Origin of the sequence: Stutzerimonas tarimensis, from assembly GCF_042648805.1 — a bacterium.
GTDB classification, from domain to species: Bacteria; Pseudomonadota; Gammaproteobacteria; order Pseudomonadales; family Pseudomonadaceae; genus Azomonas; species Azomonas tarimensis.
In genome coordinates this window covers 307657-334243 of sequence record NZ_JBHRXZ010000016.1, presented here as the reverse complement: position 1 = coordinate 334243, position 26587 = coordinate 307657, and the positions used below count along the sequence as shown (strand labels likewise).

The 26587-nt window shown below is 61.3% G+C and carries 22 protein-coding genes and 3 tRNA genes; 9 read left to right on the top strand and 16 right to left on the bottom strand.

Going from position 1 to position 26587, the window contains the following annotated elements:
• Positions 1-592: 592 nt before the first annotated feature.
• From ACFOMF_RS06805 to ACFOMF_RS06765, 9 genes are all read right to left on the bottom strand, one after another.
• Positions 593-976: a hypothetical protein gene (locus tag ACFOMF_RS06805; protein ID WP_386362690.1), complete on the bottom strand. Its 384-nt coding sequence runs from the start codon at positions 974-976 to the stop codon at positions 593-595.
• A gap of 153 nt (positions 977-1129) precedes the next feature.
• Positions 1130-1342 (bottom strand): hypothetical protein, encoded by a 213-nt coding sequence (locus ACFOMF_RS06800; RefSeq protein WP_386362687.1) that lies wholly within the window; start codon positions 1340-1342, stop codon positions 1130-1132.
• A gap of 513 nt (positions 1343-1855) precedes the next feature.
• Positions 1856-2194, bottom strand: a complete 339-nt coding sequence (locus ACFOMF_RS06795) for a hypothetical protein (RefSeq protein ID WP_386362685.1) — start codon at positions 2192-2194, stop codon at positions 1856-1858.
• A 28-nt stretch (positions 2195-2222) separates the two neighbouring features.
• Entirely contained in the window at positions 2223-2468 is a 246-nt protein-coding gene (locus ACFOMF_RS06790; protein WP_386362683.1) for a hypothetical protein, read from the bottom strand.
• 10 nt (positions 2469-2478) lie between these two features.
• Positions 2479-2958: a DUF2059 domain-containing protein gene (locus ACFOMF_RS06785; protein ID WP_386362681.1), complete on the bottom strand. Its 480-nt coding sequence runs from the start codon at positions 2956-2958 to the stop codon at positions 2479-2481.
• A gap of 348 nt (positions 2959-3306) precedes the next feature.
• Positions 3307-3498 carry a response regulator transcription factor gene (locus tag ACFOMF_RS06780; protein WP_386362678.1) on the bottom strand — a complete coding sequence of 64 codons (192 nt, stop codon included), beginning with the start codon at positions 3496-3498 and terminating at the stop codon, positions 3307-3309.
• Positions 3499-3754: 256 nt separating this feature from the next.
• Entirely contained in the window at positions 3755-6493 is a 2739-nt protein-coding gene (locus ACFOMF_RS06775; RefSeq protein ID WP_386362675.1) for a M16 family metallopeptidase, read from the bottom strand.
• Between the two features lie 288 nt (positions 6494-6781).
• The gene (locus ACFOMF_RS06770; RefSeq protein WP_386362673.1) at positions 6782-8095 is read right to left on the bottom strand and encodes an HlyD family secretion protein; all 1314 of its coding nucleotides are present in this window, start codon (positions 8093-8095) and stop codon (positions 6782-6784) included.
• A 118-nt stretch (positions 8096-8213) separates the two neighbouring features.
• Positions 8214-9461, bottom strand: coding sequence for an acyltransferase family protein (locus ACFOMF_RS06765; protein WP_386362670.1), 1248 nt, complete (start codon positions 9459-9461; stop codon positions 8214-8216).
• Between the two features lie 217 nt (positions 9462-9678).
• On the opposite strand from ACFOMF_RS06765, the gene ACFOMF_RS06760 reads away from it, so the two are divergent.
• A complete protein-coding gene (locus ACFOMF_RS06760) occupies positions 9679-10761 on the top strand; it encodes a serine hydrolase (RefSeq protein ID WP_386362667.1) in 1083 nt (360 codons plus the stop codon).
• Positions 10758-11816 carry a serine hydrolase gene (locus ACFOMF_RS06755; protein ID WP_386362664.1) on the top strand — a complete coding sequence of 353 codons (1059 nt, stop codon included), beginning with the start codon at positions 10758-10760 and terminating at the stop codon, positions 11814-11816. The genes ACFOMF_RS06760 and ACFOMF_RS06755 overlap by 4 nt, the downstream gene beginning before the upstream one ends.
• 140 nt (positions 11817-11956) lie before the next feature.
• On the opposite strand, the gene ACFOMF_RS06750 is transcribed toward ACFOMF_RS06755, so the two are convergent.
• Genes ACFOMF_RS06750 through ACFOMF_RS06740 form a run of 3 tightly spaced genes read right to left on the bottom strand, consistent with a single transcriptional unit; the run spans position 11957 to position 15062 of the window.
• Positions 11957-12295 carry a YdbL family protein gene (locus ACFOMF_RS06750; RefSeq protein WP_386362745.1) on the bottom strand — a complete coding sequence of 113 codons (339 nt, stop codon included), beginning with the start codon at positions 12293-12295 and terminating at the stop codon, positions 11957-11959.
• Positions 12296-12300: 5 nt separating this feature from the next.
• The gene (locus tag ACFOMF_RS06745; RefSeq protein WP_386362661.1) at positions 12301-12489 is read right to left on the bottom strand and encodes a YnbE family lipoprotein; all 189 of its coding nucleotides are present in this window, start codon (positions 12487-12489) and stop codon (positions 12301-12303) included.
• Between the two features lie 17 nt (positions 12490-12506).
• Positions 12507-15062, bottom strand: coding sequence for an intermembrane phospholipid transport protein YdbH family protein (locus ACFOMF_RS06740; RefSeq protein ID WP_386362658.1), 2556 nt, complete (start codon positions 15060-15062; stop codon positions 12507-12509).
• Positions 15063-15568: 506 nt separating this feature from the next.
• On the opposite strand from ACFOMF_RS06740, the gene ACFOMF_RS06735 reads away from it, so the two are divergent.
• Positions 15569-15949 carry a sel1 repeat family protein gene (locus ACFOMF_RS06735; protein ID WP_386362655.1) on the top strand — a complete coding sequence of 127 codons (381 nt, stop codon included), beginning with the start codon at positions 15569-15571 and terminating at the stop codon, positions 15947-15949.
• A gap of 12 nt (positions 15950-15961) precedes the next feature.
• On the opposite strand, the gene ACFOMF_RS06730 is transcribed toward ACFOMF_RS06735, so the two are convergent.
• Complete coding sequence (locus ACFOMF_RS06730; RefSeq protein WP_386362652.1) at positions 15962-19441, bottom strand: hybrid sensor histidine kinase/response regulator; 3480 nt, start codon at positions 19439-19441, stop codon at positions 15962-15964.
• Between the two features lie 232 nt (positions 19442-19673).
• Between ACFOMF_RS06730 and ACFOMF_RS06725 the strand changes: the two genes are divergently transcribed.
• Together ACFOMF_RS06725 and ACFOMF_RS06720 are read left to right on the top strand one after the other, a co-directional pair.
• Positions 19674-20240 carry a GNAT family N-acetyltransferase gene (locus tag ACFOMF_RS06725; protein ID WP_386362650.1) on the top strand — a complete coding sequence of 189 codons (567 nt, stop codon included), beginning with the start codon at positions 19674-19676 and terminating at the stop codon, positions 20238-20240.
• A 33-nt stretch (positions 20241-20273) separates the two neighbouring features.
• Complete coding sequence (locus tag ACFOMF_RS06720; protein WP_386362647.1) at positions 20274-21623, top strand: MFS transporter; 1350 nt, start codon at positions 20274-20276, stop codon at positions 21621-21623.
• A gap of 26 nt (positions 21624-21649) precedes the next feature.
• Here ACFOMF_RS06720 and rdgC read toward each other — a convergent pair whose 3' ends face one another.
• Positions 21650-22570, bottom strand: a complete 921-nt coding sequence (gene rdgC / locus ACFOMF_RS06715) for a recombination-associated protein RdgC (protein WP_386362645.1) — start codon at positions 22568-22570, stop codon at positions 21650-21652.
• Positions 22571-22815: 245 nt separating this feature from the next.
• Between rdgC and ACFOMF_RS06710 the strand changes: the two genes are divergently transcribed.
• The 4 genes from ACFOMF_RS06710 to ACFOMF_RS06695 all read left to right on the top strand — a co-directional run bounded on the left by ACFOMF_RS06710 (position 22816) and on the right by ACFOMF_RS06695 (position 25046).
• Positions 22816-22891, top strand: a tRNA-Val gene (locus tag ACFOMF_RS06710).
• Positions 22892-22905: 14 nt separating this feature from the next.
• Positions 22906-22982, top strand: a tRNA-Asp gene (locus ACFOMF_RS06705).
• A 438-nt stretch (positions 22983-23420) separates the two neighbouring features.
• Positions 23421-24188, top strand: a complete 768-nt coding sequence (locus tag ACFOMF_RS06700; RefSeq protein WP_386362643.1) for an FKBP-type peptidyl-prolyl cis-trans isomerase — start codon at positions 23421-23423, stop codon at positions 24186-24188.
• Between the two features lie 78 nt (positions 24189-24266).
• The gene (locus ACFOMF_RS06695) at positions 24267-25046 is read left to right on the top strand and encodes an SIR2 family NAD-dependent protein deacylase (protein WP_386362640.1); all 780 of its coding nucleotides are present in this window, start codon (positions 24267-24269) and stop codon (positions 25044-25046) included.
• Positions 25047-25112: 66 nt separating this feature from the next.
• Here the strand turns inward: ACFOMF_RS06695 and ACFOMF_RS06690 are convergent.
• Positions 25113-25188 (bottom strand) — tRNA-Asn (locus ACFOMF_RS06690).
• 50 nt (positions 25189-25238) lie between these two features.
• Positions 25239-26450 (bottom strand): amino acid aminotransferase, encoded by a 1212-nt coding sequence (locus ACFOMF_RS06685; RefSeq protein ID WP_386362637.1) that lies wholly within the window; start codon positions 26448-26450, stop codon positions 25239-25241.
• Positions 26451-26587 lie beyond the last annotated feature (137 nt).

Genomic DNA, 26587 nt, shown 5'->3' with positions numbered 1-26587 from the left:
TCCGTCAGGATGCTTGCGAAGTTTCGCCAGGTTGGGTTCGCTATATAACTGTCAATTTTCTTCTTGTTGTCTATGAGGAATAAAATCAAGGCTAATCCGACAAGAACTCCTGAGATAATTTCAATAGGCATTATTTGGCCTTGTCTGATTTTGTCGGCTAGTCATCCGTTGGGGTGAATATGATGTACTGCTATTTTTTTTGTGTGGGAGAATTGATAGCTTTTGTGGCCCTCTTCGGGGCGGAATTTATTTCTTCGTAAAGCCTGACAACGACATATCTTTCCCAAACAGCAGTAGGCCAACCATAAAGCATACGAGCCCCTTGTTACCAAACTCGAATAGTGACCAGGCAAGTGTCATGGAAATAAAGAATGTATATAAGGTGAATAAGTCTGATCTCAAGAAATCATTTTTAACCCAGTCCATTTCGAATCTTAAAACAAGGTCCATGAGTCTTTTCATTTTCTCGTCTCGCAAGCAAGAGCTTCATCGATGATTCGAACTGGTTGTAGGGTAGGGTAGGGGAACTTTCACGTTAGATAACCATACAGTTGTAGGGGTTATGTCTCGGCCAGCTTCATATGCCGCGCGATTAATTCGGCTCTCGTACCGCAATCACATCGCGAGTATTCCAGTGGCAGCGGAACGAATCCCTTTCTCCGAAGGCGGCATAGGCACTGCTGACCACCTGCCGGCCGGTGAACTCCGCGACGCGCCTGGCGAACTGGTTGACCTTGGGCTCGTTGGCGATCTTGTTGGCGATCAGCGTCGCGCCGTTGCGCAGGTAGTCGTAGACCACTGGCTTGATCAGGCGATGCCGCAGCGTGCCGATATCCCAGTAGCTCTCCACATACTCGTGCTTGGGCCGGATGCCATCGCAGGACAGCTTGAAATCGTTGGAAGCCACATTGCTTCGCTCGAAGATTTCATTGGCGTCGCGCCAGGAGAAATCGTTCGAAGAAACTGCTCCTTTCATCAGAAGAGGCTTCTTCTCTTGATATTGCTTTAGGAACTCATTTGTGGGGATATTAAATGAAATGCTCATAAACTGATTGCCAGTCCTTTGGTAGACTATAATCCTGAGGCCTCTTGGCGAGAAATTTAACCAAGAGGATTTATCTTGCCTTGCTCAGTTGTAATTTGTGCCTGCAGCATCGTTGTAATCTGTGCCCGACAAGTCCACATAGGGATAGCAACTATTTAACGCATTCGCCATGGTTAGCGCAGTGACATAGGGGCCTAGTGGCATAGTCGCTACCGTTATAGCAATTGCCACCGCACAATCCCGATCGACATTCTCATAAGGGCTATTACCGCCTGCGACCAGCGCCAGTTCACGCAAATCAAGCTTCCTCACGACGCACCTCGATAGCTCAGGAGTTAATATTTTTATTAATTTCTTCGTAAAGTCTAATCACCAGATACCTTTCCCAAAACAGTAGCAATCCAACCGCAAAGCATACGACCCCCTTATTGCCAAACTCGAAGGAGGCCCAGCCAACTACCATGGACATGAAAAAAGCATACAGAGTGAACAGCTCAGACCTTAGAAAGTTAAACCTTACCCAATTCAGCTCAAACTTTAGGAAACTCTCCATCAGCTGTTTCATTTCTCACCCTTCGATGAATCAAGTCGCTTGCAATAGTAGGAGAAATCAGCAGGTCATATAACCCGACAGTTGTAAGGGTTATGTCTCGGCCCGCTTCATATGCCGAGCGATTAACTCGGTCCTCTTGCAGCAATCACTTTTACGCAGCAGAACGGAAACATGGTCGCGCACGGTGTAGTCGCTGATATGCAGGTTTTTATTGGACTCTTGAGAGAAATTCAACCAAGAAGTTTTTCTTACCTTGCTCAGTTGTAATTGGTGCCCGCAGCATTGTTATAGTCTGTTCCCGCGGCATCCAGAGCGTTCGCTGTAAACCCTCCAGCCATGCCAGCATAGAAAGCGGACTGAGTACCAATGATGGCCAGCGCGCCATTCTGCATAGCAGTCGCCCCGGTAGGACCTGCTACGAACCCACCAAGAGCACCCATTGCTGTAGTTCCAAGGAAGTCGGATAAATTGCCTTCTCCCCTGGCAGTCGCATATCCAATATAGCCTGCTGCAGCGGATGCGGCACCAATGGCTGCACCAACGGGTCCAACAGCCCCTGATACGATTTCCATATCACGTATTGATAACTCACGCATATCATTTCTCCTGTATGTAGGATGTTGGTTATCGAAAGAATAAGGTTTTTGTCACGTTTCCGAGAACCAGGGAAAGCGGAAGAAGGATAATCAAGTGCACAATGCTTTTCTTGTCGTACTTTCGTCTTTTTGCATGCAGGAATGTTCTATATGCGCCAAGAAGAAGTGCATAGAAGGATAGCCCAAGAATGAAGGTAAGCAGCATGTCGGAAAAGGAGCCAATAACAAATTTCGTTCCAATAAAATCGACTGAGCGGGCTTTTGCTTCTTCCATTTTTTCTACTCTACGTTAAAGGTGGCAGATTGTAAGGATTATTCTTTTTGCAACTGGCGCTCCAAAGCCACTCCTGCAGTTCGTGCAGATTGGCCATTATCTTGGATCGACCTGCCTCAGCGCTCTTGGCCATGATTTCAGGTGTCAATCTGATTGATTTCTTTCCGACCGGCGTTCGATAAAAATCGGCTAAGCTATTCAGCTCTTCAATACTGAAATGTTCCGTATAAATTCTGATCATGTCTGCCTTCATTGGCTCGTAACCGATGTGCCTTGCATAGAATTCGCGCATGGCATCCCGGTAAGGCAGAAGCTTCGGATTTTGTTGCAGCTCCATAGCGAGCACTTGATCGATTGATTGTTCGGTCAAAGTGGCCGCGTCCATCGCGATCAGAAAATCTTCTGCAGCCTGTTTTTTCTCTTGGCTTGCCGCATAGGTCAGATTGATGGTTAGTATTAGTATGCAGCAGAGTAGTAGCGAATTTTTCAAGTGGTGACACCTCGGAAATTATTCGGAGTGTTTGTTTTTATCTCTTCGTAGAGCTTGGTGACGACATATCTTTCCCAAAACAGCAGTAGGCCAACCATAAAGCATGCGAGTCCCTTGTTGCCAAACTCGAATAGTGACCAGGCAAGCGCCATGGAAATAAAGAATGTATATAAGGTGAATAAGTCTGATCTCAAGAAATCATTTTTAACCCAGTCCATTTCGAACCTTAGAAAAAGGTCCATGAGTCTTTTCATTTTCTCGTCTCGCAAGCAAGAGCTTTATCGATGATTCGAGCTGGTTGTAGGGTAGAGGAAGTTTTCACGTTAGATAACCCGACAGTTGTAGGGGTTATGTCTCGGCCAGCTTCATATGCCGAGCGATTAACTCGGTCCTCGTGCAGCAATCACTTTTGCGCAGCAGGACGGAAACATGGTCGCGCACGGTGTAATCGCTGATACCAAGCCCGGCGGCTATCTGTTTGTTGGTCTTCCCTTGCAGCAACAGCTGCAGGACGCTCTTTTCTCGTGTCGTCAGTTTCATCCGAGGCTTCCTTCCTACAGACTCAAGCATTCGGCTTAGAACCCGTGCATGATCTGCTGCGCGTCGGCCCTGCGGCGTTAAAAACAGGTTCGGAATGCTCATTTACATCAGTAAACTCCGCTTCCTCACCTGTTTTTGCCTTGCAGGGCCCTAGCTCGCGAGATCGTGAACAGGCTCTTAGAGTCATAATCTCCAAAGCCGAATGAGTCGTCGCTTGGCCAATTACATGATGCTGGGTCTTGGCTGTGGCGGATGACTACTCGGCGTCCGCCAGGACCTCGACCATCCTTTCGGCATCGAAATACCGTCGCGCCGCCGCATTCACCTGCTCGAGCGTGACGGCGGCAAATGCATCGTTGCGCTCGACCCAGGACAACAGGGTGACGTCTTCATAAAGCTGCCGCGGCAACCAGTTGAGGATGTTCAGATCCTGCCCGAAGGCCTGGCGGCGTTCGTTGAGGATGGTGGCCTTGGCCGCGTCAAGTTCCTGCTGGGTGATGCCGGATTCGGCCAGGCGGGCGACTTCTTCCTTGACGATGTCGGCGACCCGCTGTCCCTGGCCGAGGGAATAGCTGCCCTGGACGTTCACCCAACTGGCGTCGTCGAAGGTCGCGACCTTGATCGAGGAGCGCAGGTCGTAGGTCAGGCCTTCCTGTTCCCGCAGGCGCTTGCCCAGGCGGGAAGCCACCGGGTGGCGGCCGAGGACGTGCTCGGCGACGAACAGCGCCGCCGTGTCCTCCGACCTGGCATTGGCCTGGAAATGCAGGCGGCCGATGTAGTGGCCGGTCTGCGCTGCGTTGGCCTTGGCGTGGATGCGTGCCGGGGCGATGTCTTCGTAGGGCTGGGTCGTTCTGTGATGGGGCGTCTTGCTCGTCCAGCCGCCGAACAGCCGGTCCAGTTGCGCCATTACCTCGGCAGCGTCGAAATCGCCCGCGATGGCCAGCTCGCCATGGCTGGCCCCGTAGAAGTCCTCGTGGAAGCGTTGCACGTCCTTCAGGCTGACGGCCTTCATTGCTGCGCGTATTTCCTCATGTTCGACACGGCGGCGGATATCGCCTTCGGCATAACGTTCGACGTGCCGCCGCAGCGCCAGCCCCGCCACGCTGGCCGGTTGGTCGGCCGGAGCACGCAAGGCCTGCAGGCGCTGGCGCTTGACCAGGTCGTACTCGGCTCGCGTGAAGGCCGGCCGTTGCAGCACCTCGGCCATCAATTCCAGCAACGCGGGGAAGCTCTCGCCCGAGCTCTCGAAACGAACGGTCAGAGAACCGCCGTCCGGGACGACCGCCAATCCGGCGCCGAGCCGATTGGCCCGGTCCACGATCTGCTGGTAGCTGGAGTCCCGGCTGCCGCGGATCAGCACGGTGCCGGTGATGTCCGCCACGGCGCGCTTGCCGTGCAGGCTTTCGACGTCGCCGAAGCGCAGGGTCATGATGCCCTGCACCGGTTTCGACGACCCCGGCTGCGCACGCAGGGCCACTTTCAGGCCGTTACGCAGGCGGGTGCGCTGGATGCCCTGTTCGACGTCCAGGATCTGGCGGTTGAAACCGGCGAGATCGGGCATTGCCTGCAAAGCGGCTGGAGCGGCGGCGGTCGGTTGTGCCGTAGCGGTCGGCGCGGCGCGGCGCTCCGCGGGCGCGGCGGCCTCGCTACCCGCGCGCAACTGCCCGACGAGGCGATGTCGAGCGGTGAAATGCGCCTCGGCTTCACGCTGCACCGTCTCCACATCGAGTGCCGAGAACTGGTCGAAGCGCTCGAGCATCAGTTGCCAGTCGCCTACCGCCGCGGATTCGGACAACACCTCCGCCAGGGCGCCTGGATCGCGCAGGATCCTGGCTTTCATATGCTGGCCGCTTGTCTGTGCACGCTGCAGTTCCTCGGACGAAAGCCGTTGCCGAGCCATCGATTCGACCTGCTCGATCAGCAGTGCCTGCGCTTGTTCCATCGACTGTCCCGGCGCAACCACGGCACCGAACAGGTAGTGGCCGCCAAGCTCGAACGCCTGTTGCAGTGCGAACACGCTCTGGACTGCACCCGGTGTTACCAGGGCCTGGTACAGCCGACCGTGCGGCTCTCCGGCGAACACGTCGGCCAGCACGGCCAGCGCGACATTGCGTGTGTCCGCTGCCGCCGGCACGGGATAGGCCAGGGCCACCACGTCGGTATTGCCCCGCTTCAGCTGGGCCGTGGCCGGACCGCCTGGTGGCAGAGCAATACGGGTGCCTTCGGTCGCATGGACGGTCGCCGCCGGTTTCAGCTTCGCGAAATGGCGTGATATCGCCTCCAGCGTCGGGGCTCGGTCGAATTTGCCGGTGATCACCAGTACCGCGTTATCGGGGCGGTAGTGGTTTTCATGGAAGCGCTGCAGGTCCGCCAGTTCGATGGTGTGCAGCTCATCGCGCGAACCGAGCACGTGCCGGCCGAAGCCCTGGCCGGGTGTCGCCGCCGCCATCATGCGGTGCCCTAGCGCGCCAAGCGGATCGTCCTGGGCCCGCTCCATTTCCCGCAGTACCACTTCGAGCTCGCGGTCCAGGTCGTGCTGCTCGAAGCGCAGGCTGGCCATGCGCTCGGCTTCCAGCTCCAGCAGATGTTCCAACCGGGCCGCATCCGCCTCGAAAATGGCGGTGTAGCGCGTCCGGTCGAAACTGGTGGTGGCGTTGAAGCGGATGCCGCGCTGGCGCAGCCCATCGACCAGGGTCTCGGCGGATCGCTGCTCCGTGCCCTTGAACATCAGGTGTTCCAGCAGGTGGGCCGTGCCGCTGCGGCCATCGGGATCGGCGAGCGATCCGCTCCGGTACACCAGGTTGAAATACAGCGTGTTGCTCGACGCATCCGGGGCAAGGACGATGCGCAGGCCATTGTCGAGTCGATATTCCTTGATGCCTTCCAGCTCGGCGACAACATTGGTCGTCCCAGCCCAGGCGCTGCCTATGAGTGCAAGCAGAGCCAGTACCGTCGCAATCGAATGACGTGCTGCCAATAAATACATATGTTTCATTGTTATTCCTAGTCAGCGTAAGGTCGGTGGGTGTTTTTATTTACGGTAATTCGATTTTCCAGTTCGTCGTGTTGGAAATCCATACATAGCAAGGCAGCCGAGCATGAATATGCTCTTGCTTGTTCGAAGAGCATCCTTGTAGCCGCCGTGGAGTGGCGCATGAATTGCCAAAACATGCTGGCCAGAAGAAACATGAAAAAGTGAGTTTGCAAGCGAGCAGGAGTACTTCGAAAGCAAAGTGTTTTCATTGACACTGACGGGCCTTTATTCAATACCGTTCTGGCATGTTCAACCTTTATCCGGTGACTGGTTTGCGCTCATCTTTCCCGTTACCGAATAGATGGGTTCGAGTGCCCATTCGTAGAGGCGGCGCCTGTCCTGGATAATGTCCGCTTCCAACAACATGCCGGCCTGTAGTGATTGGGCGCTTCCATAGACGGAAATGGTCGGGGAGTCGAGCTCGACCGTTACCCGGTAGAAAAGCTCGGCGCTTGCACTGGCTTGCTGAAGGGCGCTGGCGATATGGGCGGGAAGTTCCTGAGCCGCGTAGGGGCTCTTCGCCACATTCGATACTGTGCCATGCGCCATGCCGAACTTCTGATAGGGATAGGCCGCATAGCGCATCAATACGGGTTGTCCGGGCTCGATGAAGCCGGCCTGGCGAGGGCCGACATATACCTGGGCAGTGAGCGTGGCATCCTCGGGAATCAGGCTGGCCAGTAGCGCTCCGGTCAGTATCTGTTGGCCGAGCTGCGCGTTCAGGCCTGTGACGATGCCCGAGAAGGGCGCCACGATAGCCTGTTCGACACGCACGTCGTTCTCGGCCTGCTCCTGCCTGACCAGGGAAATGCCGTTGTCGATTTCGGAAAGATCGGTGCGGTGACGCAGTTCGGCTTCCTGTCGCTGGGCGAGTAACTCGGTGCGCTCGCGGTCGAGGTTTGTCCGGCTGCGGCGGAGGGTTTGTCGCTGCCCCTGAAGCGACAGCAGCTCCGCCTCGGCTTGCTGGAGCTGGGCGACCGAGACGAACTGAGCCTCTACCAGTTGCTGCTGGCGATGCAGATGCGTTGCGGCAAGTTCCACGCGCCGTCCGAGCAGGCGAAGCTCCTCTGCGAGCCGCTCCGATTCCTCCACGATGGCGCCCAGACGGCTGTCGAGCATGCGCATTTGCCCGGTCAAGCGGTCCTCGGCCAGCACGCGATTGCGCTCCAGCAACAGCATGCGCTGGTCGAGTTGCTGCGCGATCAGTTCCTGGGCGCCACCGGCTGCGCTGATGCGCTCACCGGAGATCAGGAACAGCACGTCGCCCTGTTCGACGCGCTGGCCCTCGGTGACCTTGATCTGCGCAAGCACGCCGGTCCCGTTGGCCGTCAGGCGTAGCATGCCTTGGTGGGGCAGCAGCAGGCCGGTTACCGTCGCCTTGCGGGTGTAGGTTCCGAAATAGGCGAAGGCAGCGACCAGAAGAATCAGTACCAAGGCCAGGGCCGCGGCGACCGTATAGCCCCAGGGCCGGTGGATCAGCACGCTGCCGAACGAATGCTCACGTCGCGCGGAAAGCGCCTCGGAGCGAAATAAGGGGTCTTCATTCCGTGAAGCTTCAGACATCCTGTCCCACGCTTTATCCATGCTTTCAGTGTGGCATTGTACTCCCGTTAATCATAAATCTAAATGATAATGATTGAGCTTAAGAAGTTGCCTGGGGCAATTGCCTGGGCAATCACTTTCACCTTACCCCCATCCGCCTGAGCATCCAGTTGCGGGCGGGCTTGACGGCGTGTTCCTGTGTCCAGACGCAGACCATGATGGTCAGCAGCAGGTACAACGGGTAGAACCAGAGCGAGAGCGGCTGGTCGCCGGCCTGGAGGGCGCAGCTCGACCAGTCGGCCAGGCAATCGGCCGAGGCGGCACCGAGGAATTTTTCCGAGCGGGAAAACAGGATGAATATCGGTACGTGCAGCACGAACAGCGGGAGCGAGGCGCTGGCCAGGCGTTGGGCCCAGCGGGTGGTTCGCTCGCTGCGAGGATGCGGGGCGAGGGCGCAGAGGTAGAGCAGGGCGAGCTGAGCGGGTAGCAAGAGTCCCGTGTGTAGCAGGAAGTACCAGAAGCGCTCGCCTTTGAGCAGCCAGATGGCGGCGATGACCGAGCCGACGATCAGTGCGGCGAGGCCGAGCATGCCTGGTAGCCGGGGCTGCCAGCCTTTCAGGCGATGCTCTCGAAACCAGCCATAGAGGAGGATGCCGGCGACGAATTCGGGCAGGCGCACCAGTGGCATGCGGTGGAGGATGCCGGTATGGGGGATGCCGTATTCCTGGTTGATGATGATCCACAGCGGCGGGATGAGGTAGATGGCCAGGGTGACCAGCAGCCACCAGGGTTTGTGTTGCGCCCGCATGAGCCGGGGCGCCAGCAGGGGAAAGGTCAGATAGAAGAAGAACAGTGTGGAAATCGACCACAGCGGCGGGTTGAAGGTGAGGTAGTAGGGATTCCACGCCTGGAGAAGCAGCAACTGCAGGCCCAAGTTGAACAGCAGTTCGCCATCGCTCATGAAGTGGTGAAGGCTTTCCCTGGAGGCGTCGCCAAGGTCTTCATTGGTGTCGTAGATGACGAAGCGGATACTGGCGTTGGTATCGTCCGGGGGGATGCCAGCCGTCGCGATGATCCACAGCACCACCGCGGTCAGCGCCAGTGAAAACAGGTGTAGCGGATAGAGGTTGGCGAAGCGCTTGGCCCAGAAGCGCGGCGCCGGCTCCCGTAGCCTGCCGTCTTGGCTGTAGACGTGGGCCAGGAGAAACCCCGACAGCACGAAAAAACTGCTGGTGGCGAAAAAGCCGACGCCGGTGAGTTCGGTCAGCCAGAAGGGTCGCTGCTCTTCCGGGTAGGCGTGGAAGGTATGAAAAACGATCACGTAGACGGCGAGCAGAAAGCGCAACCACTCCAGGCCGATGAAACGTTCTGTGCCCGTTCGTCCCATACCTGTACTCCCGTCCGAAAGCCATCGCCAACGCCTCTTGGGCAAGGTGTAATCGAAGACGTTCGCCCGGCGTGCCACGGCGAGGTCGTCGGCATTCGCAAGATGGGCTTGACCATGCCTGGTGTCTGCCGGGGCGTTTTTTCCTCACTGTGTAGCGCACCTGTTCTGGCGACTGGAGTCAGAGCAGAGAGCGACGGTGACAGTTATGGAGGGTCTGGTGTTGTTGTCCAAGCGAGGCTGTGGCCAGAGGGGCAAGACAAGATTGATCGGGGCGCTGCTGTTCGCCCTGTCACTGCCCACGGTGGCTCAGGACGGGTTCGGCTGGACCGAAGCCTTCCTGGATCGGGTTGCCGAGGTCGACAAGCGTACGGCCGGGGTGCTGGGCGTCTACGTCAAGGACGTGGACAGCGGTGTTTCGGCGTCCTACCGCGGTGAGGAAACCTGGTATCTGGCCTCGACCATCAAGGTCCCGGTGGCGATCGCGATCATGCGTCGGGTCGAAGAGGGCAGTCTGTCACTGGATTCCACTGTCCAGCTATTGTCTTCGGATTATGTCGACGGGGCCGGGCCGACCAACGCCGAAGCGCCCGGCAGCTGGCTGAGCATCCGCTTCCTGCTTGATCAGATGCTGATCCACAGCGACAACACGGCAAGCGACATGCTTATCCGGGTGGCTGGCATCGACAGCGTGAATGCGGTGGCCCAGGAGTTGGTGCCCGGCGGTTTCGGCCCGATCACCACCCTGGCGGATGTCCGGCGTCTGGTCTACAGCCAGCTTCACCCGGCCGCCAAGAATCTCTCCGGTGCCGACTTCCTGTTGCTGCGCCAGCAGTCCAGCGAAGAGCGGCGGCTGGCCACGCTCGCGGAGTTGCTGAAGGTCGAGCGGTCGAGCTTCACCCCGATAGGCGTGGGTGAGGCTTTCGAGCGTTACTATGCGACGCCTTTCAATTCCGCACCCTTGACGGCATACGGCGAGCTGTTGGCGGCGCTGGTCGAAGGGCGGGCTCTCCAGCCAGAAGCCACGGCGTACCTGCTGGGCGTGATGCGTCGGGTGGAAACAGGCTCCCTGCGGATCAAGGCAGGCCTGCCGACCACGGTCAGTTTCGCCCACAAGACGGGAACCCAGGTGGCCCGCGCCTGTGACGCCGGAGTGGTGGTGCCCAAGCCCGGCGCCAGCGCAGAGGGTGCGCCACGTCTGGTCGTGGTGGCCTGCGTGCGCGGTGCCTCGACCGCTCGAGCCGAGACGGCGCTGCGGGGGGCCGGCGAAGCGCTGGTGGCTTCGGGGTTGATGCGCCTATGAAAACGAGCAGCAGCGCTGTATCCGGCTGCGTTGCCGCGCTGCTGGCATTGTATGCCAGCGCAGCACCGGCTGACTGGACGCAGCGATTGGAAGCTGATCTGCAGCGTATCGCTGACGAGTCGCCTGGAAACCTGGGGATCTACATCAAGCACCTGGGTGAAGATGAAGAAGTCTCGCTCAATGCGGACCGCCTCTGGTATCTGGGCTCGGCTGCCAAGGTTCCCATCGCGGTGGCGGTGTTGCAGGGCGTGGACGACGGCGATCATGCACTCAGCGACACCCTGGCGCTGCGCGTCGAAGACAAGGTGGACGGGTCGGGCCAGCTGGTCTGGCAGGATCCGGGCGTCGAGTATCGGATCGAGACGCTGCTGACCGAGATGCTCATCGAGAGCGACAACACGGCCGCCAACATGCTCGTCAGGCTGATCGGCGAGGACAGCCTCAACGAGCGCACCCGCGAGAACATGGGTGGACGCGGTGTCGAGCGCATCACCGATTTCACCCAGGTCCGCCGAGATGTCTATGGTGAACTGCATCCGGACGCCCGTGATCTGGGCAACATGGATCTGGTGCGAATCGCTGCGGCGCCTTTCAGTCAGCCACGCTATCGGGCCGTGGCGAACATGCTCGATGTGCCAACGAGCGAGTTGCAAGCGCCGAGCCTGGAAGAGGCCTACGACCGCTACTACGCTCGCAACATCAACGCAGCCAGTCTGGAAGCCTATGGCCGTTTGCTGGAAAAGCTGGTCAAGGGCGAATTGCTCTCCGAATCCAGTCTGACCAAGTTGTATGCCGACATGAAGATCGACTCCTATGACGCCTACCGGCTCGAAGCCGGTCTGCCCAGTGACGTGCCCTTCATCCAGAAGACCGGCACCCAGCTCGGCCAGGCATGCCACGTCGGGGTAATCGATCCCGCCGCCGAGGACCAGGCGACCACGGTCATCGTGCTGGCCTGCGCCGAGCATCTCGACGAAAACAAGGAGGCAGGACAGGCCTTCGAGCTTATAGGCGAAGCCATCACCCGTACGGTACTGCGTGGCATGGACGACTGAGCGCCACAATGCCTCGTCGCTGTATGGCTCGGGCGCGTTCCTGCTGCGCCTGGCATTCCGGCAATGCAAGGGCGGACCAATATCTTGCGCATGGTCATGGGACATGGAGCAGGCCGCTCCGGGTGGAGCGGCCAAGGCGACTACTTGCGTACCCACTGGCCGTTGATCAATACGAACTGGCCCGAGGGGGTTCGCTCGATGGCCTTCTTGCCCGCCAGTGCCTCGACATCGCGCACACTGATGCCGTTCTTCATGGCCACGCGGTGGTATTCGGCGCGACGGGCCTGGTTGATCTGGGCAGCGATGGCTTCGGACTGCTCTGCGGCACGTACCACGCCGAGATAACCGTCGGGCTGCTCGCCGAGCTGTCCGGCTGATTTCGCCTGCCCCAGGGCAGACATGGCTTCGTTCAGGCTCAGGGCGGCGGCGGGCAGGCTCAGCGCCAACAACAGGGCGCCCAACTTCAGGTGCAGTTTCATGGGCATCAGAAGAGTCCGCTGTCTTCGTTGATGATGGCGTCGAGCTGCTTGTCGACGCGGATGTAGATCTCGTGCTCGATCTTCACGTTGAGGTTGATGTTGATCGGTTCATTGGGCACTGCCAGCTCCACCCGTGGGGTGCAGGCGCTGGCGGCCAGGGCCATCAACAGGCTCAGTGCGAGGCGCAGTCGCATCGAGGTGTTCTCCTGGTTCAAGGTCTGACAGGGGCCGCGCCGCTACCCAGGCGCTCCTGTACCCGCCGCTGGATGATTTCACTCACCCGGTCGGACAGTTGCAGGCTGGTCAGCAGGGCCGGTATGTCTTCTTCGAGGTTGATGTTGAAGTTGATCGGACGTCCGCGCTCGAGGTCGGGATTGGTACCGTGCAGACGCAAGCCCAACTGAAGAAGGCCGTTCTCATCATAGCGGATGTCGCCCGTCAGCAGTTGATAATGAAAGTTTTCCAACGCCTCGGTGACGAACTGCATCGCAGGATTGGTACGTCCAAGCGCCTGAATCTGTGGTGAGTCGAAGCGCAGCACACCTGGCTCCCGGGCGGCCAGGCTGCCCTGTTCGATGACGAATCCCGCTGCGCTGCGCTGGAGGTCGAACTGGCCGTCGATGATGCCGGTGCCGGTCAGCCCCTGGGCTGGATAGGCGGCAAACAGTTCGCGCAAATCGAGGCCGCGGAGAGTTAGCTGCTGGGCAGGCGACCAGGTTTTCAGGTCGAGCTCGCCCGGGGTAATGGTCACCACCCCGCCAAGTACCTGCAGACGCGCCAGCCCCCAACTGAGGCGACCCTGGGCCGGCTCCTCAAGGGGTGCCTGATAGCGGCCCTGAAAGCGCAGGGGGCCAAAGCTGAAGCCCGGGTTCATCTGCGCGACTTCCAGGTGGGTCACCGCCGCTTCCAGGCGTTCGCCGGCAACGCTGAGGTCTATCTCGGCAGCCAGTCCGTCGAATTCGACGCGATCGAAGATGCCGGCAAGCCCCTTGCCCGAGAAGCGTCCGCTGGCCCGCAGCGGGCCGTTGACGGGCAATTGGAGCTGCCCTTGAGCCTGCAGGCGTCCGCCGTTGAGCTCGAGCGTAGCGGGCCAGGCGGTGAGGCTGCGCGCCAGGGGATTTCCCGCGAGCAGGAAAATCTCATCCAGGCGCAGCTCCATACGGGTATCGCCGGCGCTGCGTTGTGCGAACAGCAGGCTGGCGCCCAGGCCGGCTTCGTTGCCCAGTCGCCCGTCGAGATCGAGCCCCGTCGACTGGGCGTTGAGCTGCCCCTGCCAGTGCCAGGACAGTCCCTGCAGTTGGGGATGCCCGAGGGTGGCCGTGCTGAGCTGCGCTGGTCCTTGCAGTTGCCAGCTCTCTTGCTGCCAGTCCGCCACAAGGCGCAGGCCAGCCAGTTGCGTCTGAAGTCCCTGGGCGGTCAGGTCCAGGCTGTCCATGGCCATCTCGGCGATACTCAGGCGTGCCCCCGGGAGTGCGGAGAGATCCAGCTTTGAGCCGTCGACCTGACCGCGCAAGCGGGCCCGGACCTCTAGCTTGTCGAGGCGGGCAGGGGACATGAGCAGGCCTGGCGCCTGCAGGCTCAGGTTTGCGTCATCGAACGCGAGGGAGAAAGGCAGGGCCCGAAGCAGCAGGCGGTCGCTACGCAGTTCGATCTGCGAGGAGCCGCGGGCCAGGGCCTCCATCTGCAGTGAAAGCCGCTGGTCGGAGCTGGGATGAGGCGAGGGGGAGGCCTGCAATCTGATGGAGGAGGGGCGCAGCTCGGGGGGTAGCGCCTGCAGGATATTGGGGTTGGGCTGCAGCAGCAGATCGCCGGTAAGCCCGGTGGGCGTCCAGGCGCCGGCAGCACCGGTCAAGGCCAGATCGAGCTCTCCTGCCAGCAGGCCGATGCCGGGAACAGGCCAGGGTGCGGGCAATGCCAGCGAGGCGCGCAGTTCACCACTGGCCTGCTGGAGCCTCTCCTCGGGGAGCTCGACCGACCAACTCACGCCGAGTCGCATGGCTTCAGGAGCTGTCGGCACTGTCGAGACGTCGAAGTCGACCCAGCGCCCCAGCCATTCCAGTAGCCAGGGTGCTTCCGGCAGGTTGCCCATGGCCAGAGTGCCCTGCCAGGAAAGCACGTCGCCGGCTGTGTCCAGCTGGTGGCGCGAGTGAAGGCGCGGCTCGTTGTCCAGTGACAGCTGCAGCAGGACCTCGAGATGATCGCCCGGATCATCGGCCGAGGCCGATAGGCGCATCTGGTGCTCGCCGCGCTCCAGGCTGAGCTGCAGATGCGCCGGGTATGCCGAATCGCCGGGGCGGCTCCAGCTCAGGCTGCCCTGCTCGTGGCAGGTCTCGCCGAGGCAGGGCAACGCCAGGTGCAAGCTGGCGATATCCATACGATGCGGCGTCTGCCTGAGCCAGGCCTCCAGTTGCCCGGGGTTCGGCAAGGACGTGGACTCATCATCGACCAACGAATCAGTACCGGGAGTCCAGGAAACGACGAGCTGCTCGATCGTCAGGCGTTGAGCCGGCCAGGGGGCGAGCAGCCTCTTCCAGGCCAGCCGGCCGCCGGTCAGTTCGACCTCGAGGTGATCGCCGGCACGCGTCCGTTGCGACAGCTGGGCATGCTCGAGATGAACGCCGCGGGCGGACAGACGCAAGCCCTGCCAGGTCAGCGTCTCTATACCGTGCTCATGCCTGATCGTCTGCCACTGCGCCTGGATGTAGCCTGTCACCAGCGCTGCGGCTGTAACCAGAACAACCGTGACCAGCAGCAGCGAGTAAAGCAACGGGCGGGCGGACTTCCTCGCAACCATAGTCTGGTCAGGCTCTGCTTCGCTCGGAAGCTAGCTTAGACACGGCGTTTTTCATTTGGTTCCCTGAGTGATGGCCTGACGAATGGTGCCGAGGCCGCGAAATTCATGGCGATGCGCTGTTGCGCTTGACTTGTGCACATTTGCCCCTGGTGCTGTCAAGCCTGGCGGACAAAGTGTCGCAATCTCGGCAATTTTCTTGCTATGTGTTTAATTGATTGAAAAATAAAGACTTTTTTTGGTGGGTAAAATTTCGTCAGTTTGACTGAGGGCCACTGAATATAGGGGCTTCAGATAGTTTTGTGCAGATTGTCCACTGAGTTATCCACAGGTTCTGTGGATTTCTTTTGGCAGCGAACCTAGAACCGCAAACGCTCTTTTTGGCAAGACTTTAACTCCGCGAAAAAACCTGTAGAGTGCGCGGCCCAAGCCCATCAGCCAGTTTAGTCGTCATGCAATTTCCTTCCCGCGGCTCGTCGGCCATGACTGTCTCTTTCCGGCTCCCCACGCGCGTCGCGCTGTGGCTGCTGGACCATCAGCGCCTGGGTAAGACTGCTGGCGCCAAGCGCATTGCTGGACGTCTGCTCAAGCAGCCCGCCCTGGAAGGCGAGGTGGTTGCGCAGAGCCGTCTCGGGCAGTTGCTCTGCTGCGAATGCGAGACCCAGCGCGATCGTCGTATCGGCCTGCAGTTGCTGCGCCTGGCCGCCCGCGCGGGCGATTGCCAGGCGCAGCTGGAACTGGGTCGGCTGCACTGCCGCCCCAATCACTACGAGCCTGGCCAGGCTCGCCACTGGCTGCAGGCGGCGGCCACCCGCGGCTCCAAGGAAGCGCGGCAACTGCTCAAGGCGTTGCCGGCCCGTTGAGCCGCACCGGGGTCAGGCCAGGGTCAGGCGCCGCCCGATCAGGGCACGCAGGCCGGCTGGCTTGACCGGCTTGGGCAGGTAGTCGAGACCAGCTGCATGGATGACCGCCACCAGTTCCGGCCGTGCATCAGCACTGATCACTACCCCCGGTACTGGCTCGCCGAGTCGAGCGCGCAGCCAGGCCATGAGCTCGGTTCCGGTTTCTCCTTCGTCCAGGTGATAGTCCACCAGCACCAGTTGCGGATACAGACCCTCGTCCAGCAGGCGTTTGCAGTCGGCGCGGTTGCGCGCGGTCGAGACCTCGCAGCCCCAGCGTGACAGCAGGCTCTGCATACCGATGAGGATGCTGTCCTCGTTGTCGATGCACAGCACCTGGATGCCGACCAGGGTCTGCTGGGGCGTTTCGCTGACGGGCTTGGGCTTGCGCGGCGCCGCCGGTGTGCGTGCCAGCGGCACGGTGACGCTGAACACGCTGCCAGCGCCCGGCCAGGAGCGCACGGCGAGCGGGTGGTCGAGTACCCGGCAGAGTCCGTCGGCGATTGCCAGGCCCAGCCCTAGTCCTTTTTCGGCTCGGGTCTGATGGCTGTCCAGGCGTTTGAATTCCTCGAAAATCACGCTCAGCTTGTCTGCCGGGATACCCGGTCCGCGGTCCCACACTTCCAGCCTGAGGCTGTCGCCCTGGCGCCGCACGCCGAGCACCACACGACCCTTGGCATAGCGGAAGGCATTGGTCAGGAAGTTCTGCAGGACCCGGCGCAGCAACTTGATGTCGCTGTCGATGCGCAGCCCGCTGCCGTGCACGCGAAAGTCGATGCCGTCTTCCTGGGCCAGTACCGAGAACTCGGTGCGCAGGGTGTCGTACAGGGTTGCGACCGGGAAGCCGCTGCGGTCAGGGGTGATTCGGCCGCTTTCCAGGCGCGAGATGTCCAGCAGGTCGGAGATCAGGTCTTCGGCCGAGCGCAGGGAGCTGTCCAGGTGTCGGACCAGGTCGCGCGCCTCTACGGGGAGGGCGTCCTTCTGGTGCGACAGCGAGGCGGAGAACAGTCGGGCAGCGTTCAGCGGCTGCATCAGGTCGTGGCTGACTGCCGCGAGAAAGCGGGTCTTGGACGCATTGGCACTTTCGGCCACGCTCTTGGCTTCGCTTAACTCCTGGTTCAGCTCGGACAGCTCGCGGGTCCGCTCCTCGACGCGCTGTTCGAGCCCTTCGTTGGCGTCTTTCAGTCCCTTCTCCGCCCGGCGGAAGGCGGTGATGTCGCTGAAACTCATGACAAAGCCGCCGCCCGGCATGGGATTGCCGATGAGCTCGACCACCCGGCCGTTCGGGAAGGTGCGTTCGGATGTGTGCGCGGTGCCCTGGCGCATCCAGTACAGCCGGCGGGCGACGTGGGCGTCGGGGTCGCCCTCGCCGCAGAGGCCACGTTCGGCATTGAAGCGGATGATGTCGGCGATCGGGCGGCCGATGTACACCAGCCCCTCGGGGTACTCGAACATCTCCAGATAGCGCCGGTTCCAGGCCACCAGGCGCAGCGACTGGTCGACCACGCTGATGCCCTGGGTGATGTTCTCGATCGCGCCCTGCAACAGTGCACGGTTGAACTCCAGCACCTCGGAGGCCTCGCCGACGATGCGCACCACGTCCTCGACCTCCATGTCGCGTCCTTCCAGCACCGCCTTGACCACCGCGCGGGTCGAGGACGCCCCCAGGACCCCCGCCAGCAGCCGTTCGGTGTGGGCGATCCAGCGGGTATCGGCGGGCTGTTTCAGCGACAGCGGCTGGCCGGTGCGTCGGGCGAAATGCTGGAAGCTCTGTTGCGCCCGTTCGGCGCCGACGAAACGCGAGGCCAGGCTGAGCAGGTCTTCCACCTGGACGGCCAGCAGGCGCCGGACGCCCGGTTGCGCGTTGATCTGCTGGCCGACGAAGCGGCTCGCCTGCCAATGCTCGGAAAACCGCGAGCGGGTCATCACCGAGACCCAGAAGAACAGCGTGGAGTTACCTACCAGTGACAGCACCATGCCCAGGGTGAGCGGGTCGATATCCAGGCCGGTCGGGTTGCTGCGCAGCCATTCCAGCGCAGGAAAGATCTCCAGGGGCCAGCCCAGCACTCCCGCCACCAGTGGCAGGACCAGGGTATAGGCCCAGATCAGCGCACCGGCGGCGAGGCCGGCAAAGACTCCACGTCGGTTGGCTTGCTTCCAGTACAGCGCGCCGACCATGGCAGGCGCCAGCTGGGCGATGGCGGCGAAGGCGATCTGGCCGATGGTGGCCAGGCTGGCGGTCGAGCCGAGCAGGCGGTAGCTGACATAGGCCATCAGCAGGATCACCAGGATGCTGATGCGGCGTACCGAGAGCATCCAGTAGCGGAAGGCCTCGAAGGGGCGGTCGGTCTTCTGCCGACGCAGCAGCCAGGGCAGCAGGATGTCGTTGGAGACCATGGTCGAGAGCGCGACGCTGGCGACGATCACCATGCCGGTCGCCGCCGAAGCACCACCGATGAATGCCAGGACTGCCAGCCAGGGGTGTTCCTGGGCCAGCGGCAGGCTGATGACGTAGGAGTCCGGCGCGATTTCGGTGGGAAGCACCATGCGGCCTGCGAGAGCGATGGGCACCACGAAGATGGCGGCAAGGACCAGGTACAGCGGGAAGACCCAGCGCGCCAGGCGGAAGTCCCGCATGTCGATGTTTTCCACGACGGTCACGTGGAACTGCCGAGGCAGGCAGGTGAAGGCGATCAGCGAGACGGCGATCTGCACCATCATGCCGGGCCAACTGATGGTGGTCTCCCAGTAGTCCGTCATGGCTTCTGTGGATCGGGCCTGGTCGACCAGATCCTGGAAGCCGTCATAGAGGCCGAAGGTCACATAGGCGCCGATAGCCAGGAACGCCAGCAGTTTGACCAGCGACTCGAAGGCGATCGCCAGCACCATCCCCCGGTGGTGCTCGGTGACATCGAGATTGCGCGTGCCGAACAGAATGATGAACAGCGCCAGCACCACCGAGACGATCAGCGCCGTGTCCAGCGACTTGGTGGTGACCAGGTCGGCGTGATTGCCGCTAAGGAGGTTCACGCCGATCACGATGCCCTTGAGCTGCAGGGCAATGTAGGGCAATACGGCCACGAGGCAGATCAGGGTGACCACCACGGCGAGAAACTGGGACTTGCCGTAGCGCGAGGCGATGAAATCGGCGATCGAGGTGATGTTCTCGCGCTTGCTGATGGCCAGCATCTTCTGCAGGACATGCGGCGCGAACATCAGCAGGAGAATCGGTCCCAGGTAGATCGGCAAAAAGGACCAGAGCTCGTCGGCGGCCTGGCCGACAGCGCCGAAGAACGTCCAACTGGTGCAGTAGACCGCCAGCGAGAGGCTGTAGACGGTCGCTCTTAGGCGCGGGGACATGTTCTGGCCATGACGGTCGCCAAAGAAGGCGATCATGAACAGGACGGCCATGTAGATCAGGGCGACCAGGGCAATCAGCCCGTTGGACAGGGTCATGCGATCTCCGAAGACAGCAGCGCCGCGAATGCCGAGCGCTGCGGCCAGGGGCGCGCGACAGGGCGCTTCGCGGTAAGCTCGATGGGAGCGGGATTTTCTCAGCAAACCAGACGTCATGCGTCTCGTTCGACCATGGTCGCATGATTCGCCCCGCCTTTGACGATGCGCAAGCGTCTGGCGCTTTTAGCCGTCGCGGCGCTCTGAACTACAGGATCTTCGAGGAGACACAGTGATGTTCAAGCCCGGGCCGGTCACACTCCAGCGCGGCGCCTTGCGCCTGCTACCTCTCGTCGAGGCGGACATCCCCTGGTTGGTGGACCTGGCGCAGCACAACCATGAGGTGCTGGTACACATGAACGGCCCGCTGCGGCCCGACTGGTATCGTGCCGCGCTTGCCGACCAGAAAGCCGGTGAAGCGGTGGCCTTTACCGTCCGAATGGCGGACAGGATCGTTGGCACCACTCGCTTCGGCAGTTTTATCCCGGCCCTGCCCGCGGCGGAAATCGGCTGGACCTGGCTGGACCTGGCCCAGCATGGGCAGGGCCTCAACACCATGATCAAGTACCTGATGCTGACGCACGCTTTCGAGCGCTGGCATATGGTCAGGGTGCAGCTGAAGACCGCGGCCAGTAATGGGCGAACCCGGCGCGCCATTGAGAAACTGGGTGCCCGCCAGGAAGGCTTGTTGCGCAACCACCGGCGGCTCAGTGACGGGCGCCTGGACGACACCTTGATGTACAGCATTACCGACAGCGAATGGCCGGAGGTGAAACGCGGTCTGGAGGCAAGATTCGGTTAGGAGGCGAGGGGGCAAGGGCGGTGCTGCGGTACCATGACGCCTTCGTCCCCCGATGAGCCAGAGGCTGACGTGACCCACTCGCAATTCGGCCTGCTTGGTAGCAGACGCTTTCTGCCGTTCTTCATCACCCAGTTGCTCGGCGCCTTCAATGACAACGTCTACAAACAGGCGCTGGTCCTGGCCATCCTCTACAAGCTTGGCACTCGCGGCGATCCGAGCCTGCTGATCAACCTCAGTGCCTTGCTGTTTATCCTTCCGTTCTTCCTGTTCTCCGCGCTGGGTGGCCAACTGGGCGAGAAGTATCCGAAGCATCGTCTGATCCGCGTGATCAAGGTGGCGGAGGTGTCGATCATGCTGGTGGGCGCTGCCGCCCTGCTGCTGGGCAGTCTGCCGCTGATGCTGCTGGTGCTGTTCTGCATGGGCACACAGTCGGCGCTGTTCGGCCCGGTCAAGTACTCGATCCTGCCTCAGCATCTCGAGACGAGGGAGCTGCTCGGCGGCAACGCCCTGGTAGAAACCGGCACCTTTCTCGCGATTCTTGGTGGGACGCTGTTCGCCGGTCTGCTGATGACCCGCGAAGCCTATGCGTCCTGGGTCGCGCTGGCGGTGGTGTCGGTCGCCGTGGCCGGGCTGGCGGCGAGTCGCTTCATTCCACAAGCGTCACCCGGTTATGCGGCGCTGCGCCTGGAGTGGCACCTGCCGGCCAACGCTTGGCGAATCCTGCGGCTGGGGCTGCGGCAGCAGACGCCGCTGGTCTCCCGTGCGCTGATCGGAAATTCCTGGTTCTGGTTTCTCGGAGCGATCTATCTGACGCAGATCCCGCTCTATTCACGGGATGTACTGGGCGGCGACGAGACAGTGGTGACGCTGATCCTGACGATCTTCTCGGTGGGTATCGCGCTGGGATCACTGCTTTGCGAGCGCCTGTCGGGGCGGCGCATCGAGCCTGGGCTGGTGCCTCTGGGGCTGCTTGGGCTGACCTGTTTCGGGCTGCTGCTCTGGTGGCATTCGCCGGTTCTGGTCGCGACGCCAGACCGGGACTGGCTGGAATTGCTGGCGGAGCCAAAGGCCTGGTGGGTGTTGGGGGATATTCTGGGCCTGGGTATCTTCGGCGGGTTCTACATCGTCCCGTTGTACGCCCTGATCCAGTCTCGCACGCAGGATCAGGAACGGTCCCGGGTGATCGCCGCCGGGAACATCCTCAACGCCGTGTTCATGGTTGGCTCGGCGGTGCTGGCGATCCTCTGCCTGACCTTGCTGCAACTCGGCATCCCGCAGTTTTTCCTGCTGGTGGCACTGCTGAACCTGGCGATGGGAGTTTACCTGTGCGTGGCGGTCCCCGAGTTTTCGCTGCGCTTTCGCAGTTGGCTGATCGGCCGGTAGCCACCAACTGCGAGGCGCGTGAGGTGTCAGATGCCCTGCGGGATTTCCTCGCCCCCCAGGGCCTCGAACAGTGCGGGGAGAAACTCGGCGAAGGTCATCATCATCAGGGTGAAGCTGGCGTCCATCTGGCCGAGGGCATCCTCGCCGCCATCCTGCTCGGCCTGATCCTGCAGCAGGTCTTCGAAGCGCAGGCGCTTGATCACCAATTTGTCGTCAAGCACGAACGACAGCTTGTCCTGCCAGGCGAGCGCCAGCTGGGTGACCTGCTTGCCCGCGCCGAGGTGCTGGGTAATCTCGTCGCTAGTCAGGTCCTGGCGCTTGCAGCGCACCACGCCACCATCCTCGTGGGTATCGCGCAGCTCGCATTCGTCGAGCACATAGAAGCCTTCGCTGGCCTGCTGCGCCTGCACCCAGCCCGTCAGCGTGGCGCTGGGGGCTACCTTCACCGAAAGCGGGCGCACAGGCAGCGAGCCGATGGCTTCGCGCAGGGTGGAGAGCAGGTCTTCGGCACGCTTGGCGCTGGAGCTGTCCACCAGGATCAGGCCCAGCGAGGGCGCGATGGCTGCAAACGTGGCGGATTTGCGAATAAAGGCGCGGGGTAGAAAGGCCTGGAGGATCTCATCCTTGATCTGCTCCTTCTCCTTCTTGTAGACCTTGCGCATCTGTTCGGCTTCGATTTCGTCGACCTTTTCCTTCACAGCGTCACGCACCACGCTGCCGGGCAGAATGCGTTCTTCCTTGCGCGCGGCGATGAGCGTGAAGCCTTCGCTGGTGTGCACCAGTGGGGCGTCCTCGCCTTTGCCGAAGGGGGCAACGAAGCCGTAGGTGCTCAGTTCCTGGCTGGCGCAGGGGCGGGCGCGCTTGTTGGCCAGTGCGGTTTCCAGGGTCTCGGGGTCGAGACGGACGTCCTGGGTAAGACGGTAGACGAGCAGGTTGCGAAACCACATGAGAACAGGCACTCCGGAAAAACGAAGCGCGCATTATTCCTTTCTATAGAAGGTTGTCCAACCCCGCCGCTACATAGCCGACGGCGAGCGGACTGCCATGCGCTGGTCTTCCATGCCTCAGGCCGCAGCTAGACCCGAATTTAGCGAGTGTCGCTAAGTGTCTGGAAGATTTCATAAATTTTTTTCGATTGGGGGTTGCCAAGGTTCGGATGCCTCTCTAGAATGCGCACCACTTCGAGAGTGAAGGGTGATTAGCTCAGCTGGGAGAGCATCTGCCTTACAAGCAGAGGGTCGGCGGTTCGATCCCGTCATCACCCACCATCTCGTGGTAATGCGCAGCGGTAGTTCAGTCGGTTAGAATACCGGCCTGTCACGCCGGGGGTCGCGGGTTCGAGTCCCGTCCGCTGCGCCATATACACAGAGCCTGGACTGAGGGCTCTGTATCAAGAAAGGGTAGCCAATCTGGCTGCCCTTTTTTATTGGTCGCAATTTGCTGGTTTGGCTTGGATGCCTGCGGTCTGGGTCAGTGGCGCACTCCGACTATCAGGCGTGCCGATGCCGCTGGGGCTGCGAGGCACGGAAGTTGTTCATTGCGCCACGCTCTTGTTATTGACGTGTGGTCACCTATTGCCTTGTCGAAGCTGGAGGAGTGGCTCGGTCGCGGCAACTAGGCTGGCATTCGGGTTTTCGGTCGAATGGTCGATCGGCTGTGGAACTATGCGCCAATTGACGCTCTTAACACTCGACGTTCCTGTCCGGTCGTACCGGCCCGGCGTGCGGTAGCCAGCCTTTGTGGTCGCCTGTTAAGCTGGCTCGCTCTTTTGCATTCAAGCTTCGATAAGGAAACAGCATGAGAAATCAACGTTGGGCCCCTGCGGTGGCTCTGGTGGGTCTGGTTCTGGCGGGTTGCAACACCCAGGACGAACCTCAGGCCAATGTCGAGCTGGATACGCCGGCACAGAAGGCGTCCTACGGGATCGGCCTGAACATGGGGCGCAGCATGGCGCAGGAAGGCATGGAAGATCTCGATCCCCAGGCTGTCGCGCTGGGCATCGAAGACGCACTGGCCGACAATGAGCAGCGCGTCTCCGATGACGAGCTGATGGAGGCCTTCACTGCGCTGCAGACCCGCGCCGAAGAGCGCATGGCGCAAGCCAATGAAGAGGCTCGCAAGGCCGGCGAAGCCTATCTTGCGGAAAACGCCCAGCGTGAAGGCGTGACTGTCACCGAGTCCGGCCTGCAGTACGAGATCGTCGAGTCCTCCGAGACCGGCGAGCGTCCGACGCCCGACAACGTCGTCACCGTTCACTACGAAGGCCGGCTGATCGACGGGACCGTGTTCGATAGCTCGCTGGAGCGTGGCCAGCCGCTTGATCTGCCTGTGGGTGGTGTCATTCAGGGCTGGGTCGAAGGCCTGCAGCTGATGCGCGAGGGTGAAACCTACAAGTTCTACCTGCCGAGCGAGCTGGCCTATGGCGAGCAGAGCCCGAGCCCCACGATTCCGGCCAATTCGGTGCTGGTATTCGATATCGAGCTGCTTGAAGTGAAAGACGCCGACGGCATGTCGCGCTCGGCTGCACCTGTGGAAGAGTCGGCTGGCGACCTGCCCGCCGAGTGAGGCTTGGCCAGTCGTGGTAAAAAACGGGGAGCCAGAGGGTTCCCCGTTTTCGTTCCGGTACTGCCGGGGGAGTAGGTGATGGATGCTGTCTCGTTGCGGCACTCGATGCCGACGCTGGTGCAGGGGTTGCGCGATGCGCAGCATCTGGTGGTGTTCACCGGGGCGGGCGTGTCGGCGGAGAGTGGTATCCCGACCTTTCGCGATGCGCTCACGGGCTTGTGGAAGCGCTTCGATGCCGCTCGACTGGCCACGCCCGAAGCGTTCGAGAATGACCCCGCGCTGGTCTGGGGATGGTACGAATGGCGCCGTATGCAGGTTCTGCGGGCGGCGCCCAATCCGGCCCACCAGGCCATTGCCCGGCTCGAGCGGCGGGTGCCCAGGCTGACGCTGGTGACCCAGAATGTCGACGACCTGCATGAGCGTGCCGGCAGCGCAGGGGTGATTCACCTGCACGGCAGTTTGCACGCACCGCGCTGTTTCCACTGCTCGTCGCCGTTTGCCGGGTTGGTGGGGTGTCCGGACGAGCCGGAGCAGGGCAGGCGCCTGGAACCGCCGCGCTGCGGTCGCTGTGGTGGTCCGGTGCGGCCAGGAGTGGTGTGGTTTGGTGAGGCGCTTCCCGAACGGGCCTTGCAGGCTGCCTTCGAGGCGGCAGCGAGCTGCGATGTGCTGCTCTCGGTCGGGACGTCCGGAGTGGTCTACCCGGCTGCGCAGGTACCATCCATTGCGCTGCAGGCGGGGGCGCTGGTCGCGCATATCAACCCTCGGCCGGAGGCACCAGGCTCTTCGCGGGCTTTTGCCCTGGCGGGGCGGGCTGGAGAGATACTGCCTGCACTCTTTGAGGCCGCCTTCGAGGCTTAAATGCGCGGGCCGCGGCAAACGCTCGAGCACGAAAAAAGGGTTACGTCTGAACGTAACCCTTCGATGTGGCTCCGCGACCTGGACTCGAACCAGGGACCCAATGATTAACAGTCATTTGCTCTACCGACTGAGCTATCGCGGAACAGCGAGGCGTATCCTACTGATTCTTAACCGATAGTCAAGTCCTGTCGATCAGTCCGGCCATTGCTCCAGCACCTGCACGATGGCGTCGGTCACATGGCCGATATTGCGGCTGTTCAACGCTGCGGCGCAGATTCGCCCGGTGCTGATGGCATAGACGCCGTGATCGACGCGCAGCCGCTCGACCTGCTCCACGTTCAGCCCCGAGTAGGAGAACATGCCGCGCTGCAGCGCGACGAAGGTGAAGTCGCGGCGGGCACCCTTGGTGGCGAGCTGTTCGACCATGGCCTGACGCATCATGCGAATGCGATCGCGCATCTCGCCCAGCTCGGCTTCCCATAGTCCGCGCAGCTCGGTGCTGTTGAGCACGCTGGCGACAATGGTCGCGCCATGGGTAGGCGGGTTGGAGTAATTGGTGCGGATCACTCGCTTGAGCTGCGAGAGCACTCGCGCCGATTCGTCACGGCTCTGGGTGACCAGCGACAGCGCGCCGACCCGCTCCCCATACAGGGAAAAGGATTTGGAGAAGGAGCTGGAGACCAGAAAGCTCATCCCGGATTGGGCGAACAGGCGGGCAGCCAGGGCGTCCTGCTCGATACCATCGCCGAAGCCCTGGTAGGCGATATCGACAAAGGGCACGTGCTCGCGCTCCTTGAGGACCTCGATGATCTGCTGCCAGTCATCGGCGTTCAGGTCGACGCCGGTCGGGTTGTGGCAGCACGCGTGAAGGATGATGATCGAGCGCGGAGGCAGGTTGCGCAGGTCCTCGAGCATGCCGGAGCGGTCGATGCCATGGGTCTCGGCATTGTAATAACGGTACTGCTGGACCGGGAAGCCGGCCGATTCGAACAGGGCACGGTGGTTTTCCCAGCTCGGATTGCTGATCGCTACTGCCGCGTCGGGCAGCAGGCGCTTGAGCAGGTCGCCGCCGACCCGTAGCGCACCCGTACCGCCCAGGGCCTGAGCCGTCACCACGCGCCCCTCGGTGATCAGTGCCGATTCGCTGCCGAACAGCAACCGCTGTACCGCGGCGTCATAGGCGCCGATGCCTTCGATGGGGAGGTAGCCGCGGGGAGCCTGGGCCGCCAGTCGCGCTTTTTCCGCTTCGACCACCGCGCGCAACAGGGGAATCCGACCTTCTTCGTTGTAATACACGCCGACGCCGAGGTTGACCTTGTTCTGCCGGGTATCGGCATTGAAGGCTTCGGTGAGGCCCAGGATCGGATCCCTGGGCGCCATTTCAACAGCAGCGAACAAACTCATGGTGGAGGCTCGAAAGTGAGGTAAGAGAAGGGTGGGCGCCCGTCGCCGGAACGGCTCAGGGGCGGTCGTGCAAATGGGGCGGTAGTATAGCGGCCTAGTCCAGATCGGGGCGATACTGCACAGGCGTGAACTCGGGC

Excerpts from the sequence above, each read along its gene's own strand:
- ACFOMF_RS06805 (WP_386362690.1), bottom strand. The coding sequence starts at position 976 with ATGAAAGGAGCAGTTTCTTCGAACGATTTCTCCTGGCGCGACGCCAAT.
- ACFOMF_RS06795 (WP_386362685.1), bottom strand. The coding sequence starts at position 2,194 with ATGCGTGAGTTATCAATACGTGATATGGAAATCGTATCAGGGGCTGTT.
- ACFOMF_RS06790 (WP_386362683.1), bottom strand. The coding sequence starts at position 2,468 with ATGGAAGAAGCAAAAGCCCGCTCAGTCGATTTTATTGGAACGAAATTT.
- ACFOMF_RS06780 (WP_386362678.1), bottom strand. The coding sequence starts at position 3,498 with ATGAAACTGACGACACGAGAAAAGAGCGTCCTGCAGCTGTTGCTGCAA.
- ACFOMF_RS06775 (WP_386362675.1), bottom strand. The coding sequence starts at position 6,493 with ATGAAACATATGTATTTATTGGCAGCACGTCATTCGATTGCGACGGTA.
- ACFOMF_RS06770 (WP_386362673.1), bottom strand. The coding sequence starts at position 8,095 with ATGTCTGAAGCTTCACGGAATGAAGACCCCTTATTTCGCTCCGAGGCG.
- ACFOMF_RS06765 (WP_386362670.1), bottom strand. The coding sequence starts at position 9,461 with ATGGGACGAACGGGCACAGAACGTTTCATCGGCCTGGAGTGGTTGCGC.
- ACFOMF_RS06755 (WP_386362664.1), top strand. The coding sequence starts at position 10,758 with ATGAAAACGAGCAGCAGCGCTGTATCCGGCTGCGTTGCCGCGCTGCTG.
- ACFOMF_RS06750 (WP_386362745.1), bottom strand. The coding sequence starts at position 12,295 with ATGAAACTGCACCTGAAGTTGGGCGCCCTGTTGTTGGCGCTGAGCCTG.
- ACFOMF_RS06745 (WP_386362661.1), bottom strand. The coding sequence starts at position 12,489 with ATGCGACTGCGCCTCGCACTGAGCCTGTTGATGGCCCTGGCCGCCAGC.
- ACFOMF_RS06735 (WP_386362655.1), top strand. The coding sequence starts at position 15,569 with ATGACTGTCTCTTTCCGGCTCCCCACGCGCGTCGCGCTGTGGCTGCTG.
- ACFOMF_RS06730 (WP_386362652.1), bottom strand. The coding sequence starts at position 19,441 with ATGACCCTGTCCAACGGGCTGATTGCCCTGGTCGCCCTGATCTACATG.
- ACFOMF_RS06725 (WP_386362650.1), top strand. The coding sequence starts at position 19,674 with ATGTTCAAGCCCGGGCCGGTCACACTCCAGCGCGGCGCCTTGCGCCTG.
- ACFOMF_RS06720 (WP_386362647.1), top strand. The coding sequence starts at position 20,274 with ATGACGCCTTCGTCCCCCGATGAGCCAGAGGCTGACGTGACCCACTCG.
- rdgC (WP_386362645.1), bottom strand. The coding sequence starts at position 22,570 with ATGTGGTTTCGCAACCTGCTCGTCTACCGTCTTACCCAGGACGTCCGT.
- ACFOMF_RS06700 (WP_386362643.1), top strand. The coding sequence starts at position 23,421 with ATGAGAAATCAACGTTGGGCCCCTGCGGTGGCTCTGGTGGGTCTGGTT.
- ACFOMF_RS06695 (WP_386362640.1), top strand. The coding sequence starts at position 24,267 with ATGGATGCTGTCTCGTTGCGGCACTCGATGCCGACGCTGGTGCAGGGG.
- ACFOMF_RS06685 (WP_386362637.1), bottom strand. The coding sequence starts at position 26,450 with ATGAGTTTGTTCGCTGCTGTTGAAATGGCGCCCAGGGATCCGATCCTG.